We start from the raw sequence: 15150 nt of genomic DNA on the forward strand, positions 1-15150 counted from the left end.
TTTAAAGCTATGCATTAACATAATTTAACGGCTCACCCTTTTTTAAGAATGATATCAAATTATTAGATGCTTCTTTAGCAATTGCAGTCCGTGCTTCTAAGGTACCTGTTCCTGCATGTGGTGCCATAATAACATTATCTAATGCCCGCAATTCACTTGAAACGACTGGTTCATTTTCAAAAACATCTAAGCCAGCACCTGCAATTTGACCAGATACCAATGCATCAACTAAATCTTTTTCTTTAACTAATACGCCGCGTGCTGCATTGATCAAGTAAGCCGTATTCTTCATTTTATTGAATACCTCGCTATTGAAAATACCTTTTGTAGAAGGAAGTGCTGGCGCATGCAACGTAACAACATCCGATTCGCGAACTAACGTATCGAAATCAACATATTTTACATCGAGTTCTTTTTCTAAATCAGCATCCAAACGACGAACATCATTATAGATGACTGTCATTCCCAATGCCTGACAGAAATGACCAACTTCTGACCCAACACGTCCCATACCATAGATACCAAGCGTCTTACCTTGTAAACTCATTCCCATGTACTGTTGTTCAGAAACGTCAATCCAATCACCATTACGAACTACTTTATCATAGAAAGATAAACGACGAACCGTTGCCAACAATAATGCAAAAGTCATTTCAGCCGTTGGTACTCGTACACCTGTCGGACAATTTGAAACAACGATTCCTTTTTCCTTAGCATATGTTATATCAATATGATCAAAACCAACACCGTTGGCTGTAATAATTTTTAGATTAGTACCTGCATCAATTAATTCTTTATCAGCCTTAGTTCCCATCAATAATAGGCCATCATAATCTTTTAAATTATCTAAAATCCACTCACGCGTTTCTTTTTCAGGCTCATAAGTAACATCAAAATTTTGACGCAATTCAGTTAAACCTGCTTCAGGTATGATGCCAGTCACTAATACTTTTGCTTTATTCATCTTTAAAAATCCCCTGTTTTTTCAACTTCTTTATTCGCTTTAATTTTATTTTTTAAAGCTTATATTTGACAACAATATAATTTAGTTAAGCGATTAACTATCTACAAGTGAATTCTATCTCATGCTCGTATTTTTGTCAAATATTTCAACGTTTTTTAATTCTTACGTCTCATCTTTTCAAGTATTATTTACGTTATATCGCAAAGCTATCTGTTCTTTACATATACTTATCATATGTGCTTTAATTAGAAATAATAATGATTAATTAGCTTAGAATTATTTGAAAATATTCTTCCAAACTATTGTAGGATGTTACCCGTTTTACTAATTTAAGAAGCATTAGGGAAAATCAATATAAATTAACGGTTATTTATTATTTTTAAATATATAAAATAAATTAAAATTTAAAAGGAACTTATGACACATGGATAAATTCACGATAAAAGACATTGCTAAACTCAGTGACGTTTCAACCGCAACAGTCTCGAACTATTTGAACGGTAACTATACTAAAATGTCACAAAATACAAAACAAAAGTTGGCCAACATCATTGAAAAAACGAATTATCGGCCAAGCACAACAGCAAGAAATCTCGCAAAAAGTGAAAATAAAACCATCGGTGTATCTGTAGCCGATATTACTAATCCGTTTACATCGCCCGTTATTTCTGGTATTTCAGAGCGCTGTTTAGACTATGGTTACAAACTAGTGTTTACGAACTCAAATAACGACGAACAGAAAGAAATCGAAAATATTAATCGATTACTGGAAGAAGAAGTCGCTGGTTTAATCATTGATCCAGTTAATCCAAATAATAATACTTACCAAAGATTATCAAATACATATACCGTTATTGTTGATCGACAAGCTCAAAGAAGCATTATCGATACAGTTACTACCGATAATATGAAATCTGTTGAAGTAATGACACAAAAAATGTTAGCTTCTGGTTATACTGATTTATATTTTGTCACTTGGTCACTATCCGGTATTAGTACACGTATTAATCGATACACTGGTTTTAAAAATGCAACAAAATATACAAACGATGATCACTTGCTAACCATTCCTTATGATTATGAATCCACAAACGATGATCGTTTTACGCAGACGATTCATCAAATCATTAGTAATCGTCATGATAAAGTTGGTTTCTTTACAATGAATTCACGCGTTTTACAAAATTTTTTGATGGTCACTCAAAGTTTAGGTTATACCTATCCTGATGATTTTGGTGTTGCAACTTATGAAAATTTTGATTGGATGCAATTAATGACACCCGGTATTAGCTGTATTAGTCAAGATTCTGTTGCTATTGGCTATGCTGCTATGGATTTGCTCAAGGAAAAATTGGCAATGGATTATACAAGTGAACCGGCACCTAGAATGAAAACTATCCCAACAGACATTATTATTCGAGATAGTTTCTAAACGACTTTTTTGAAATACAAAAGTAGTAGACGACCAATCTTCTAATGAAATACCCCATAATTGTTAGGTATACAATTATGGGGTATTTCACTATAATCTACTGCTTTTTAAATTAAAATTTTACATTTTAAGCAAGTGCAATTTTGACACATAGCTTATGATTGTGCCCAACCTGACCATCGACCATACCATGAGCTGCATGTAAATCACTCGGATCAAAAATCGCATAATGTCGATCTGTTAACAATGCCTTACTATGAAATTTTGGATGATGAAAGTGTTGAATTTCTTCTTCTGGGTCATACTCATCAGTCGGTTCAGTTGTGCCAATGTCTGCCCAGCGTACCCATTCGGCTCCTGTAATCATATAATGAATATCAATATGATCGCGATGTGTCTCATAATCCATGGCACTGTAATCACGTGTATCGTACTCTTGGAACCGTAACTCAACACCTTCCGCAATCTTTTTTGCACCTAAAGGCTCTGCTAATAACTCTTCGGTTGTATGCTTATCTAACCAATCTAAAGCTAACTGAATACGTTCTTGTACTTTTTCATTTCTAATGTGGTTCTTGCTTAATCCAAATTCCATTTTATTTTCCCCTATTCTAAATGTGTTTAATCGCTAACTTCATCATACTTATGTGCATCTGACTCACGTACAAACATTAATGCAACCACTGCAATCAATGGAAATACTGAAATAATTAGGTATGATGTAACATAACTACCTGTAGTTGCTAGAATTTGACCCAATAATACTGGTGCCAAAAATGATCCTACTTGATTGAATGCGTTTATAAATCCTGATACTGTACCTCTTTGATCAGCCGGTGCAACTTCTACCGATAAATTATTCGTAATGGTACTGAACATAAATGCACCAACACCCATTGCACCAGTCCAAAAGTAAAGCATAGCGATATTACCATGTGGCACAAATGTAAAGCCAATAATAGTTGGCGTAAAGATTGCCATAAATATTGCTGCCCAAGCATGCTTTGAGAGTGTTGAATGATCTGAAATCCAACCAGCAACAACCATTGATATGACGGAAGTTATTCCAAAAATAGACATTGCAACACCAGCCGTCACCAAACTAAAGTGCAAATTCTTTACAATGAACAAATTTGCCCAATTCGTAACACCCCACTTGGCACCAGTTGCAAATAAACCTGTAATCGCAAGCATCCAAACACTACGATTATTGACTGCTTTCTTTATACGCTCGAGCGCCGTTTCTTCTTCAACTTCTCCATCACTCTTTTTAATGACAAATTGTTGCGGATAAGGTGGGTTCCCCTTAAGTGCAAAATAAGCGAATATAAATGCGACTAATGGGAAAAATGCTGTCACTGCTAAAGTTGCTCGCCAACCATAATGCACCATAACAGTTGGTGCATACAAATTAATAACGGTTAAACCAAATGACGTGCAGGTATTAAAAATACCAGTTGCAGTAGCTCTTTTTTTGCCACCAAACCATTCAGTAATAATACCCAAACATGCTGACAAATCAGGACCACTAACTAATCCTAAAATAAACCGTAGTGCTAGACCATCCCAATAGCCATGCATAAACACCATCGCTGACATAACAACTAAATTACCTAGAACTGCCGCTAATAATAATTTACGGTAACCAAATTTATCGGCTAACATACCCCCGGGAAGTACTGTAATAGCGTACCCAATATAAAAAGCGGTTAAATAATTATTACCTTGTTGAACAGTAAAATGCAGTGAGTCAATCGCTGCTGGCATAATAGTCGACCAAGATAACCTTGTAATAAAACTAATTAAAAAAGCCAACCATATTCCTGCTAAAACTAAAAATTGCTTCGCAGTCCATCTGTTGTGTGTATTTGATAAAGTTTCCATCCCCATTATCCCTTATCTTTCTAACTTCAAAACTAACTTTTTAACTGATGACGTGTGATTCACGATCCCATTTGTTCGATGCGGCTCATTCATCCCGATTAGAACAAAATCACCACTATGCAAAATAATTTGATTAAAAACAGTCGGTTTTTCAACGTATTGAATGTCCCGTTGGTCATCATATTCAGAATGAGGTGTCACTTGCCCCCTAACACCAACATCAATTCGCTCTTCACCACTAACAACATAATGCAAATCAAGCCGATTACGATGAACTTCAAAGTCAATATTTTCAATGTTCGCCGTCTCATATTCTAAACATTGTACGTAAAATTTCCCCTGATTCGGATAATGACGTCCCACCGTAATTTCTGACAAACGATTACTTTTTAAATAATCGATTGCCGCTTGAATCTGTTGATAATCTTTATCATTAAATTCATTCACATTTGATATTAACAACACTTTACCTCCCCAAAAAATCAATTAATCTTAAATAGTTAATCGTTTAACGATTTATTCAAAAAAATAAAGTAATAATTTATTCAATATATTACTATAAAATCAACATTTATAACTAAAATTACTTTTTGTAGGTTTATCGCTTAACTAACTTACAAGAGCTATTGTAAGCGATTTCATTTTTAATTGCAACCATTTTATATATATTTCACAAAATACGTTGCCAAAATATTGTAAAAGCTGTCAAATCAATGTATAAAAACATTTATTTTTTTTAAAAATTACTCGATTATTCACAATAAGTTAAAAATACCATGACATTTTCTTTTGTAATTAACAAAATAATCAATACGATTATTTTCATTAATTAATCGATAAACAAAAAAAATTGTTAATGATATGTTTAATTATAAAATTAAACCAAATACTATAATTATTTCAAATTATAAATATATATTATATAACACTAATAGAATGCTTTTTATCTAAAATAATTTTGGTAAACAAACAGAAAACGCTTGCATTTATTTGTGACAGATAATACAATTCGTGTCATAGGTTAACCGATTAATATAATTCATGAATTATGCTTAATATTTTTATTGGAGGTACAACATGGCCCACTTTATTCTTAATACCATTGCATTGGTAGATAAGTTAAACAGTGGTTATTCACAATCACAACTCATTCCTCTAGCTCATGACATGGGTTTTGATGCTATTGAATTGCGTGATGAATTTTTGCAAGAAAAAGACATTCCTAAAATTGTACAGCAAGCGCAAGATTTAAATATGGCAGTCTATTACAGTGCAAACGAACCGCTTATTAAAGACGGCCACTTTAATGAACATTTTTTTGATCAATTAAATATTTTACAGAAATTACATGGTAAAAATTTAAAAATGACAATTGGTTCATTAGAAAATTTTGACAATATTTTCCCAAGCAGATTTTTAGATGCTATCACACAAAACATTTCTTTAACTGTTGAAAATAATCAATCATCAATAGAAAGTAATCTAAACAATATTTTGCATTTTTTTGAGATTATTAATGCTAACAAAATGCCTATTACATTTTGTTTTGATACAGCGAACTGGCTTTGGTTAGATACAAATCCAATAACTGCTATTGATAAATTAATGCCAAATGTTAGTTACTTACATTTAAAGAATGCTTCTAAATCTTCAGACACTTGGTCTACAACGCAATCTCTTGAAATTGGTGCTATTAATATTCCAAGGATTATTTCTAAATGTTCAGTTCAAAACTATGGTTTTGAATATCAATCAACTACTGAAAAATTAACACAGGATTTATTAAAAATTAAATCTATTACAAAAGCTTACTAACACTTCTATTTCAAACGGAGAAACTTTTTATGTTAGAGTTTATAAATCATATTTTTCAAACCTTTGGGGCGACAGTCGTTGTGCCCATTATGATTTTTATCGTAGCCTTGTGCCTACGAGTTTCATTAAAAACTGCTATGATGAGCGCCTTTTATGCTGGTGTTGGTCTAACCGGATTTAGTTGGATTATTTCGGCATTTACCCCCATCGTTACTAAAATTATCAAACAAATGGTGAATAACACCGGTATTCATCTACCAATTGTGGATATTGGTTGGCAAGCCGGCTCACTAGCAACATTCGGTTCTACTGTCGGCCTTAGTTTTTTCGTCTTCGGCTTAATTCTGGAATTAGTGTTGTTTGCAATTGGCTGGACTAAAATATTTATGCCTTCTAATTTATGGAATAATTTTGGCTTCATGGTCTGGGGAACACTTGCATATTATGTCACTCATAATTTTTGGTTATCATTAGGATTATCATTTTTTATGTTACTATACACGTTGGCACTAGCAGAAACACAAGCTGATCGCTGGTCAAATTATTTTGGTGTTAAAAATGCAAGTGTTTGTTCTCTTCATAATATGGAGCAAGCCGTTCCAGCTATTTTACTTGATCCGCTTTGGAACCTATTAGGATTTAACAAAGTGAAAATGACACCAGAAACATTTAAAACAAAGTTAGGTGTCTTTGGTGAACCAACCACACTAGGGGCAATTTTGGGAATCATTATTGGCTTATTAGGAAATCTAAAGTCATTAAATACACTGGCAGCTTGGGGACAAATTTTGTCATTTGCAATTGCTCTGTCAGCTGTCATGACAATCTTCCCTCTTGTAACTGACGTTTTCTCAAAGGCATTTTCACCTCTAGCTGAAGAAATTGATAACAAGCGTTCAAAGGATGAGGTGACAACTGATGAAGACGCTGAAGAATTAGCTATAAAAGATAAGAAACGTTGGTTCTTGGCTGTTGATGATGGTGTGGGTTATGGTGAACCAGCAACCATTATTGCGGGTATTATTTTAATTCCGATCATGGTCCTGATCGCATTTATTTTGCCTGGCAACAAAACTTTGCCCGTTGTAGATCTTATTTCAATTCCATTTATGATTGAATCGATTGTTGCAATTACACACGGTAACATATTAAAGGTTATCTGCAACGGCGTAATTTGGTTTAGTCTAGGTCTTTATGCAAGCAGTTGGCTAGGTAGTGTTTATACAGGTGCTATTTCACATTATGGTGTTGCTATTCCTGCTGGTATTGTGCTTATCACCAGCTTTAACTTAATGGCGCGCCCTTTAAACGCGTTAATTTTCGCCGCTTGGATTTCAAAAAATCCAATATGGATCGGCTTAACTATCATTATTTATGTCGTATTTGCCGTTTTGCTTCGAACACATCGCGAACAAATCTGGCTATACCTTAAGAAAATGTCTGAAAAGAACGCTGGTTTTAATGGTAGCACTGAAAAAATCGTATAACTTTTACACAATAAATAAGAAATTGAGGTTAACTTAACAATGATTAAAAAAATTGATGGACATTTACATTTAGTTCGGGCAATTGCTGGTTTTAACGGTAAAGGACGCTTAACCCCATTGGGAGATGGTCGTGCAGTTTGGGATGATGGTACTATCATTAAGCTAATTCCCGATGGTCGTGGTGATGATAACTTTACCGCTGAGGCAGCCCTAGATATGATGGCTGAGTCTAATATTGAAAAAGCTGTTGTTTTACAGGGTAGTCTTAATGGTTATCAAAACTATTACACCTATCAAGCAATTAAAAAATATCCCGATAAGTTTATCGGTGCCTTCTCAGTTGATCCATTTTCAGAATTTTACATGGATATCGTTAAACGATATGTCGTTGATTTAGGTTTCCGGGCTATTAAATTTGAAATTAGCCAAGGTGGTGGTATGCATGGTTATCACTATGACACACCATTCAGACTAGATACTAATCCACGCATTGGCCGTATCATGCATTTCATTTCTGACTATCCTGGTTTCGTTGTCACGGTAGATTATGGTAATTTTGAACAATTTAGTTATCAACCAGAGGCGATTGCTAATCTGGCTAAAATGTATCCAAATATTGACTTTGTTGTCTGCCATTTGTCATTTCCAAATGCTGATCACCCAGACCGTTTACGTGCTGCACTTGCACAATGGCAACCATATGAGAATATTTACACAGATATCTCAGCTATTCAAGATATTGAAAGTGAAACAGTCTTTCCATTTCCACGTTGTGAACAAGATGTTAAAATTGCTAAAGAAATGTTAGGCGCAAAACGTATCATCTGGGGAACTGACTCTCCATGGTCTGCCACATTCAACACATATCATGAGTTAGCAACTTGGTTAGAAAGCACAAACATATTTACTGAAGCAGAATATGCCGATGTCATGTATAACAATGCTTTACGCGTCTACTTCAAACCAACAGCCGTTGCTGCCATCGCTAATGCCGATGACCCAGTTGTAAAACAGTAAATCACATTTACCGAATATCCTAAACTTAGAAAACTAAGACAGCGCCATTTCAATTAAAATGAAAAAAGATCAAAATGAAGGATTTATCTTCACTTTGATCTTTTTTGTCTCTTTATTTTTCAATATGACCTACCCGCTCAACATATGTCTTTAAATGATTTAAGTTGATATTAAGAGCATGCTTTGCAATTGGTTTCAGTAATTGTAACGGTAAATGTATCTCCGCCTTTTCTGCTAAATAAACATCTTCTTGAACAGTCGTTTGTTCATGATTACCCTTTAATTTAAATATAATTTCATATGATAAATTACCACTAGTACTCGTATATTCGATAATACCATCTTCTGTTTTGACAGTAATTTTCTCATATTGATTAACTGCCGAACCACTTCTAGTAATTACGAAGTGGTCGCCTTCTTGCTTTACTAATGTGATTTCTGGTACCCATTTTATTAAAGTTTGTGGGTTTGACAAAATTTTAGCGATCTGTACTTGACTTGCGTTAGCAATAATTACGTTTGAAAAAATTTTTTTAAGTCTTCATATTGATGTTGGTTGCACAATTTGGAAAGTACTTGATTAAACTGTTTATTAGTTGAGATCAAAAAATCACTAGATAAGCTAATTTCATCTAAGCTAACTGAAAGACGGTCATACAAAGATAGCAACAAACGTGCATTCGGCATATACTTGCCATTCTCTATAGCTGATAACATTGACTGTGCGCAAATACCTCGTGCAACAGCGTCCTGTGAAAGATGCTGTTGTTTACGAATTTTTTTTAATGAACTTCCCAATTGATTTTTCATTGTTCGATTCCTCCAACACAGTCTGTACTTAAAATACATTATACAAGCAGTCACTAAAAAAGACTCAGCTATTTTATAACCAAATCTTCTCATCTAAATATTATTAATTCTTTTTTTCTCTATTTTTAACATAGCTATCGACAGTCATAATCGCATTAGCAACATCTTCCGCAGTTACTTCAAACGGCATTTGATGAATTGTCTCTGTTGGAATTGTTGCTTGCTGACCAACTTTTAAGAAATCATCATATGTTGCATTCTCTAAGTGTAAATCAGCCAAAGTTGTTGGCAAACCTAATGATTGATTAAAATCAATATATTTATTTAATACTTCCGTTGGAACATTATCTAACACTAGTTCACAAAGATATCCATAGGCAACTTTTTCACCATGCATCATTTTTTCACTTTCACCAGACAAAACGGTAAAACCATTATAAATGGCGTGGGCAGCAGCCAACCCTGAACTTTCAAAGCCAATACCACTTAGTAACGTATTTGCTTCAACGATTGTTTCTAGAGCTGCTGTCACAACATGAGCTTTTGTCGCAGCAACAGCTTCATGGGCGTGCGCAAACAAATTATCCTCACATGTTTGTGCAATCGCCAAAGATGCCAGTGTTGGTGATTGTCCTAACATTGAATTATTATACCCTCTTGCAACATCTTGTGCCTCAATATTCGTAGCCATCGCATCACCAATACCAGCAATTAAATTCCGTACTGGTGCATTAGCAACAACCTTTGTATCAACTAAAACGATATCTGGATTCTTATCATAAAAAGCATAATTAGTGAATTGTCCTTCAGGTGTATAGAGTACCGACAATGCTGAACAAGGTGCATCTGTTGAAGCTACTGTTGGTAAAATAGCAACAGGAATTTGTAATTTATCAGCAATATTTTTTGCCGTATCTAATGTCTTACCACCACCTAAACCAATAATAAAATCATTTGCATTTTTCTCACCAATGGCAACGACTCGATCAATTTCCTCCTCTGACGCTTCACCACCAAAGGTCACATGCGTTACCATAAAATCAGATGATAAGATATGACTTAATTTTTCACCCACAATTCCCCAAACAATCTCATCACACAATAATATTGGTTTTTTTCCAAAGTTTTCAAGGTATTCCTTGGGATGATCCAATACCCCACTTCCTTGAACATAGTGTGCTGGACTTGAAAATGCTTTAATCATATTTATTATCCCCCATATGAAAAATTTACGGTTCTTATTTTGTGATTTATTTCACTAAATAAAGTCTAACAAATCTGAAGGTATATGACCAGCAACTTGCTCAAAATTTTTCAAAACGTGCAATTTACCCGTATGACGCTGGTAAATGAGTTATCATTTATTGATGCTTACCAATCTATATTGCATACGCCATCATTATCAACCATATTTTTTACAAAATATAACAAAACGAGAATGAAATAAAAGACGTTCTAAAGACGATTGTAACGACAATTAGGTGCCTGTTGTTGGAAAGACGTCATTTTTTGAAACACGTTTAAGGGTGTCATAACAACTTGTGTTCCAATTTCTCCAAACATCATCGCTATTTAAAGTTTCCCCGTTAAAAATTGTGCCTCACCAAAGCCAAAGCTCCAATTAGCATCCCCGTTGATCGTAAAATTAACCATCAAATCATTTTCAGCCACTAACTTGTGTCCTGCCAATTCATGGGCTAACTCCGCATAAAAATTCTTAATATCAGATTCATTTCGAGGCCGACTAGTCACCGAGACAACCAGCACATTTTGACTCCGTTCAAAACCCAATCCTGTATCCTGAATATTCATTTCATAGGGCTCATGTTGCGTTACAATTTGATAGCAGTCTCGTTGATCAACCCCAAAATTATTGACTACAGTTATTTGCGTAATTTTCAGAATATTCTCAATATCCTCTTTTGTACGTCCTTTAATTAAATCAAATCTCACAAGTGGCATCACACGAATCTCCCTTCTGTTTACCTATCATTCTACTGAAATTAACTGATTAATACAAAAACATACTTTCATTTAATCATATTTCCAACATGACATGATTAAATGCAAGAATATATGAATAAATTTTTAATAAAAATATTGTAACAACAATAAACAATACTGATAAATTAAAATAATTAGAATTTAATTAAAAAATAATTGACTTTTTATTTTTTTAGGTCGATAATACGTCACTAATGAACCCATTACACAGATAGTTTGTTAGGTTTATTAATTAATTTATAAAGGAGCATCATATGATTTCACAAAGTGGACCACAGCGTTATATTTCAGATAATGAGGCTTACAATTATTTACCAGAATTTATTAATGAATTAAATATTAAGTCATTATTATTTTTACATGGTGAGAAATCTTTAGCGGCTGCACAACCGTACTTACCCGATTGGCCAACTAATGTTAAAGTCATTGACGTGCCTTTTGGCGGTGAATGTTCATATGAAGAAATTGCTCGGATACGAAGCATTGCAGATGAGAATCAAATTGATATGGTCGTTGGTCTTGGTGGTGGTAAAGTTCTTGATACCGCTAAAAGTGTCACAACAGGAACCCATCGTTACCTTGTATTAATACCAACTTTAGCTAGTAATTGCGCACCTTGGTCTGCTATTTCTGTCCACTACAAAGAATCCGGTGAACATATTGATCATCAAATCTATTTAGAAACCGCAAATTTAATGTTATTAAATCCACAGGTTATTCTAAATTCACCAATTGATTATTTTGTGGCTGGTATTGGTGATACTTTAGCAAAATTCTATGAATCTGAACTTATTTTTGAACAATTACCTGAAAACGCATATACAATTGCCCTAATGATTTCACAACAAATGGGTCGTAACTGTAAAGAAATTTTGCTCAAGCATGCTATTGGCGCCGTAAATGATATGCGCGCAGGTCAGTTAACACCAAGATGGCGCCAGGTTGCTGAAACGATTATTGTTATGGCAGGAACTGTTGGCGGTTGGGGTGATGACTATGGTCGTGCCTCTGGTGCTCACGCCATTCATGACGCATTGACTAGCTTTCCAGCAACATCATCACATCTACATGGTGCCAAAGTTGCTTATGGTATTCTCGTCCTATTGGCGATTGAACATCACACTGACGATTTGAAAAAGCTATTACCCTTCTATATCAAGCTTGGTTTACCAATTAGCCTAGCGGATCTTGATTTAAAAGATATTAGTGACCAAGATATTGAATATCTTGCGCAAACTGCAGCGGACCCAAGTACGCAAATGCATTTCGTTCCTACGAAAACGCCAATTACCACGGATACGATCAAAGAGTCTATTTTAGCAGTGGAAGATATTACAACGGCCGTTACGAAATAGACATAATAACAAAAATAAGAACTTGTTATCTACTGATGTCCTGATGTCAATCAATTAGATTTCAAGTTCTTTTTTAAATAAAAAATTGTTATAAATATTTGTAACATATACGGATATTATACTAAAATAACGACAGTATAAAATTCACTCATTTCATGTTATTTAATCATTTAGTGCCTGATATGATATCTGTTCTTTTGATTTTGAAATCGTTTTCTAATATAATAGTACTGTTTAAAAGACACAGGCGAAAGGAAAAAACAATGTGTTTAACCGTTAATTTATACTACACTGGGACAAATGGTGCTGCAAAAAAATTTGTTCAAGAAATGATTGACCAGGGAATTGTTGCAAAAATTCGTGCTGAAAAAGGCAACTTGAAATATCATTATTTTATACCCTGGGATGATCCTGAAACGGTCATGCTAATTGATAGTTGGGAAAATCAAGATGCACTCGATAAGCACCACGCATCAGAAATGATGACAGATTTAGCACAATTGCGAGAGAAATACGATTTACATATGACCGTCGAACGTTATCGAAAAGATACATCTGACTCATCACACGATGATAAGTTCATACGTCACTAACAAAAGAAGCTAGGATAAAAGTCTTATTAACAATAAATATCCATACTATACGAAGATGACGCCTGTAGTTCAACAGGTGCTTATCATATAATTACGATAAGTAGTCAATTTCATCATGTATAATTTGAATATTCAGATTTGTTTTTACTTTTATCCTAGCTTCTTTTGTTAATCTCACGCAATTATTTCACAAAACTCAACAATCACACCATCTGGTCCTTGAACATTAAAGAATTTAATGCCTTTATCCCAAAATGGTAAATGTTGTACTTCATTATCAATTAACTGGAAGCCTTCTTTTTTGGCTGCCACAAATGCTGCATCTGCATCATTTGTGTCCATTGAAATATGATTAATTGCACCAGGCTTACCAACAATTTCATCGCCTGCCCATGCTTCAATAACTAAATTTTCACGTTGCATAAAGATAACATGACCAACTGGAAAATCACCAACTTTTTTAAATCCTAACTTTTCCAAAAATTTTTCCGATTCCTCTAAAGAAGATGTTGGAATACCAACATGTTGTAATCCTGAATAATAATCAGCAAATGCCATCATTTTCCCCTTTACTTTTTATAATAACACCTATTTCGTATTCACTGATGTTATATGCCAACAGCAATTAATCAGTAAAGTAAGTTACGAAAGACATATTCTCCCAATAACGTCAACTAACACTTATCTGATATCTGAGCAAAAAAGCCACTCACTGATGCGTCTACATCACTATTTTTGCGTTTCAAAGATCAATTAAGCTTCTTCACCACCAACTTTGACGACAGCCTTAGAAACAACACCTAATTTACCATTAACAAAATCATCAACTGTCTTGTAATCCAATTCATGTGACATCAAATTTTCAACATTTAATTTACCAGACGATAACAAAGCTAACGAATCTTCAAAACTATTTGGATTGATGAATGATCCTTGAATTGTTAATTGTTTTTGGAAAATTTCATATGTGTTCATTTCAAACTTTGCATCTGGACCACCAACACCAAACATCAATACTTGTGCGCCTCGTGCAGCTGATGCAATCGCTTCTTCTTGTGTTTGTGGCATACCAACTGCTTCAATCACAACATCGTAAGCTTCTGTCGGAATTTTATCACCATTATTTGTATTGAAAGTATTCTTAACACCAAACTTTTCTTTATTCATTGCAAGTTTTTCATCAACAATACCTGCTAAATCAACTTGATGAATACCATAAGCTTGCAAAATTTGAACAAACAACTCACCCATAAAGCCATCACCAATAACTAGAGCCTTTTGGTAAGGTGATACCTTCAAAAGCTTAATACCATGAACAGCACAAGAAATTGGCTCAACAACTGATGCTGATTTCAATGAAACATTATTAGGAATTTGATAAACGACTGAAGCTGGTGCAGTAAAATATTCTTCAAAACCACCATCACGCGTCACACCAACAGCTGACAAATTCTCACATAATTCAGGACGCCCGGTACGGCAGAATTTACATTGACCACAATAAATATTAGGATCAACAGTCACACGATCCCCTACTTTAACATTTGTGACTGCATCCCCTACTTCAGTAACTACGCCCGAATTTTCGTGTCCCAAAACAATTGGTGGCACAGCATTTGTAGAACCAGGTAATCCAGCATACAACGCATGGTCTGTTCCGCAAATTCCTGCAAATGCAGTATGGATTAAGACCTCATTAGGTAATACTGATGGACGCTCAACATCCTTCACCTCTAACTGTTTAATCCCCGTTAACACAAGTGCTTCCATGATAAAATCTCCTTTTGTA

At 34.4% G+C, this 15150-nt stretch carries 16 protein-coding genes; 6 read left to right on the forward strand and 10 right to left on the reverse strand.

All coding sequences use genetic code 11. The features are described 5' to 3' along the window. Positions 1–7 precede the first annotated feature (7 nt). Positions 8–964, reverse strand: coding sequence for an NAD(P)-dependent oxidoreductase (locus tag ACSKY2_RS02765; RefSeq protein ID WP_489878066.1), 957 nt, complete (start codon positions 962–964; stop codon positions 8–10). Between the two features lie 424 nt (positions 965–1388). Between ACSKY2_RS02765 and ACSKY2_RS02770 the strand changes: the two genes are divergently transcribed. Beyond that, complete coding sequence (locus ACSKY2_RS02770; protein WP_489878067.1) at positions 1389–2396, forward strand: LacI family DNA-binding transcriptional regulator; 1008 nt, start codon at positions 1389–1391, stop codon at positions 2394–2396. A gap of 127 nt (positions 2397–2523) precedes the next feature. On the opposite strand, the gene ACSKY2_RS02775 is transcribed toward ACSKY2_RS02770, so the two are convergent. The 3 genes from ACSKY2_RS02775 to ACSKY2_RS02785 are packed head-to-tail and all read right to left on the reverse strand — an operon-like array spanning position 2524 to position 4742. Further along, positions 2524–2991 (reverse strand): NanQ anomerase/TabA/YiaL family protein, encoded by a 468-nt coding sequence (locus ACSKY2_RS02775; RefSeq protein WP_489878068.1) that lies wholly within the window; start codon positions 2989–2991, stop codon positions 2524–2526. A gap of 26 nt (positions 2992–3017) precedes the next feature. After that, complete coding sequence (locus tag ACSKY2_RS02780; protein ID WP_489878069.1) at positions 3018–4280, reverse strand: MFS transporter; 1263 nt, start codon at positions 4278–4280, stop codon at positions 3018–3020. A gap of 12 nt (positions 4281–4292) precedes the next feature. Further along, entirely contained in the window at positions 4293–4742 is a 450-nt protein-coding gene (locus ACSKY2_RS02785; RefSeq protein ID WP_489878070.1) for a NanQ anomerase/TabA/YiaL family protein, read from the reverse strand. Positions 4743–5357: 615 nt separating this feature from the next. Here ACSKY2_RS02785 and ACSKY2_RS02790 point away from each other — a divergent pair. Genes ACSKY2_RS02790 through ACSKY2_RS02800 form a run of 3 tightly spaced genes read left to right on the forward strand, consistent with a single transcriptional unit; the run spans position 5358 to position 8599 of the window. After that, entirely contained in the window at positions 5358–6095 is a 738-nt protein-coding gene (locus tag ACSKY2_RS02790) for a sugar phosphate isomerase/epimerase family protein (protein WP_489878071.1), read from the forward strand. Positions 6096–6124: 29 nt separating this feature from the next. Beyond that, a complete protein-coding gene (locus tag ACSKY2_RS02795) occupies positions 6125–7582 on the forward strand; it encodes a PTS transporter subunit IIC (protein ID WP_489839333.1) in 1458 nt (485 codons plus the stop codon). Between the two features lie 42 nt (positions 7583–7624). Next, positions 7625–8599 (forward strand): amidohydrolase family protein, encoded by a 975-nt coding sequence (locus ACSKY2_RS02800; RefSeq protein WP_489840582.1) that lies wholly within the window; start codon positions 7625–7627, stop codon positions 8597–8599. A gap of 112 nt (positions 8600–8711) precedes the next feature. On the opposite strand, the gene ACSKY2_RS02805 is transcribed toward ACSKY2_RS02800, so the two are convergent. From ACSKY2_RS02805 to ACSKY2_RS02820, 4 genes are all read right to left on the reverse strand, one after another. Further along, the gene (locus tag ACSKY2_RS02805; RefSeq protein WP_489878072.1) at positions 8712–9074 is read right to left on the reverse strand and encodes an SRPBCC family protein; all 363 of its coding nucleotides are present in this window, start codon (positions 9072–9074) and stop codon (positions 8712–8714) included. A 38-nt stretch (positions 9075–9112) separates the two neighbouring features. Continuing rightward, positions 9113–9409, reverse strand: a complete 297-nt coding sequence (locus ACSKY2_RS02810; protein ID WP_489878073.1) for a helix-turn-helix transcriptional regulator — start codon at positions 9407–9409, stop codon at positions 9113–9115. A gap of 103 nt (positions 9410–9512) precedes the next feature. Then, complete coding sequence (locus ACSKY2_RS02815; protein ID WP_489878227.1) at positions 9513–10610, reverse strand: glycerol dehydrogenase; 1098 nt, start codon at positions 10608–10610, stop codon at positions 9513–9515. Positions 10611–10981: 371 nt separating this feature from the next. Beyond that, on the reverse strand, positions 10982–11371 hold the full coding sequence (locus tag ACSKY2_RS02820) for a tautomerase family protein (RefSeq protein WP_489878074.1): 390 nt from the start codon (positions 11369–11371) through the stop codon (positions 10982–10984). A gap of 296 nt (positions 11372–11667) precedes the next feature. Between ACSKY2_RS02820 and ACSKY2_RS02825 the strand changes: the two genes are divergently transcribed. Together ACSKY2_RS02825 and ACSKY2_RS02830 are read left to right on the forward strand one after the other, a co-directional pair. After that, positions 11668–12768: an iron-containing alcohol dehydrogenase family protein gene (locus tag ACSKY2_RS02825; protein ID WP_489878075.1), complete on the forward strand. Its 1101-nt coding sequence runs from the start codon at positions 11668–11670 to the stop codon at positions 12766–12768. Positions 12769–13031: 263 nt separating this feature from the next. Then, a complete protein-coding gene (locus ACSKY2_RS02830; RefSeq protein ID WP_489878076.1) occupies positions 13032–13361 on the forward strand; it encodes a putative quinol monooxygenase in 330 nt (109 codons plus the stop codon). Between the two features lie 174 nt (positions 13362–13535). On the opposite strand, the gene ACSKY2_RS02835 is transcribed toward ACSKY2_RS02830, so the two are convergent. Next, a complete protein-coding gene (locus tag ACSKY2_RS02835; protein ID WP_489878077.1) occupies positions 13536–13919 on the reverse strand; it encodes a VOC family protein in 384 nt (127 codons plus the stop codon). 195 nt (positions 13920–14114) lie between these two features. Continuing rightward, positions 14115–15131 (reverse strand): zinc-dependent alcohol dehydrogenase family protein, encoded by a 1017-nt coding sequence (locus ACSKY2_RS02840; protein ID WP_489878078.1) that lies wholly within the window; start codon positions 15129–15131, stop codon positions 14115–14117. Between the last annotated feature and the right edge of the window lie 19 nt (positions 15132–15150).

It is taken from the genome of Weissella sp. ESL1156 (assembly GCF_058505625.1).

What these genes read in the sequence shown, in the direction of transcription:
- ACSKY2_RS02765 (WP_489878066.1), bottom strand. Translation starts at nt 964, where the DNA reads ATGAATAAAGCAAAAGTATTAGTGACTGGCATCATACCTGAAGCAGGT.
- ACSKY2_RS02770 (WP_489878067.1), top strand. Translation starts at nt 1,389, where the DNA reads ATGGATAAATTCACGATAAAAGACATTGCTAAACTCAGTGACGTTTCA.
- ACSKY2_RS02775 (WP_489878068.1), bottom strand. Translation starts at nt 2,991, where the DNA reads ATGGAATTTGGATTAAGCAAGAACCACATTAGAAATGAAAAAGTACAA.
- ACSKY2_RS02780 (WP_489878069.1), bottom strand. Translation starts at nt 4,280, where the DNA reads ATGGAAACTTTATCAAATACACACAACAGATGGACTGCGAAGCAATTT.
- ACSKY2_RS02790 (WP_489878071.1), top strand. Translation starts at nt 5,358, where the DNA reads ATGGCCCACTTTATTCTTAATACCATTGCATTGGTAGATAAGTTAAAC.
- ACSKY2_RS02795 (WP_489839333.1), top strand. Translation starts at nt 6,125, where the DNA reads ATGTTAGAGTTTATAAATCATATTTTTCAAACCTTTGGGGCGACAGTC.
- ACSKY2_RS02810 (WP_489878073.1), bottom strand. Translation starts at nt 9,409, where the DNA reads ATGAAAAATCAATTGGGAAGTTCATTAAAAAAAATTCGTAAACAACAG.
- ACSKY2_RS02820 (WP_489878074.1), bottom strand. Translation starts at nt 11,371, where the DNA reads ATGCCACTTGTGAGATTTGATTTAATTAAAGGACGTACAAAAGAGGAT.
- ACSKY2_RS02825 (WP_489878075.1), top strand. Translation starts at nt 11,668, where the DNA reads ATGATTTCACAAAGTGGACCACAGCGTTATATTTCAGATAATGAGGCT.
- ACSKY2_RS02830 (WP_489878076.1), top strand. Translation starts at nt 13,032, where the DNA reads ATGTGTTTAACCGTTAATTTATACTACACTGGGACAAATGGTGCTGCA.
- ACSKY2_RS02835 (WP_489878077.1), bottom strand. Translation starts at nt 13,919, where the DNA reads ATGGCATTTGCTGATTATTATTCAGGATTACAACATGTTGGTATTCCA.
- ACSKY2_RS02840 (WP_489878078.1), bottom strand. Translation starts at nt 15,131, where the DNA reads ATGGAAGCACTTGTGTTAACGGGGATTAAACAGTTAGAGGTGAAGGAT.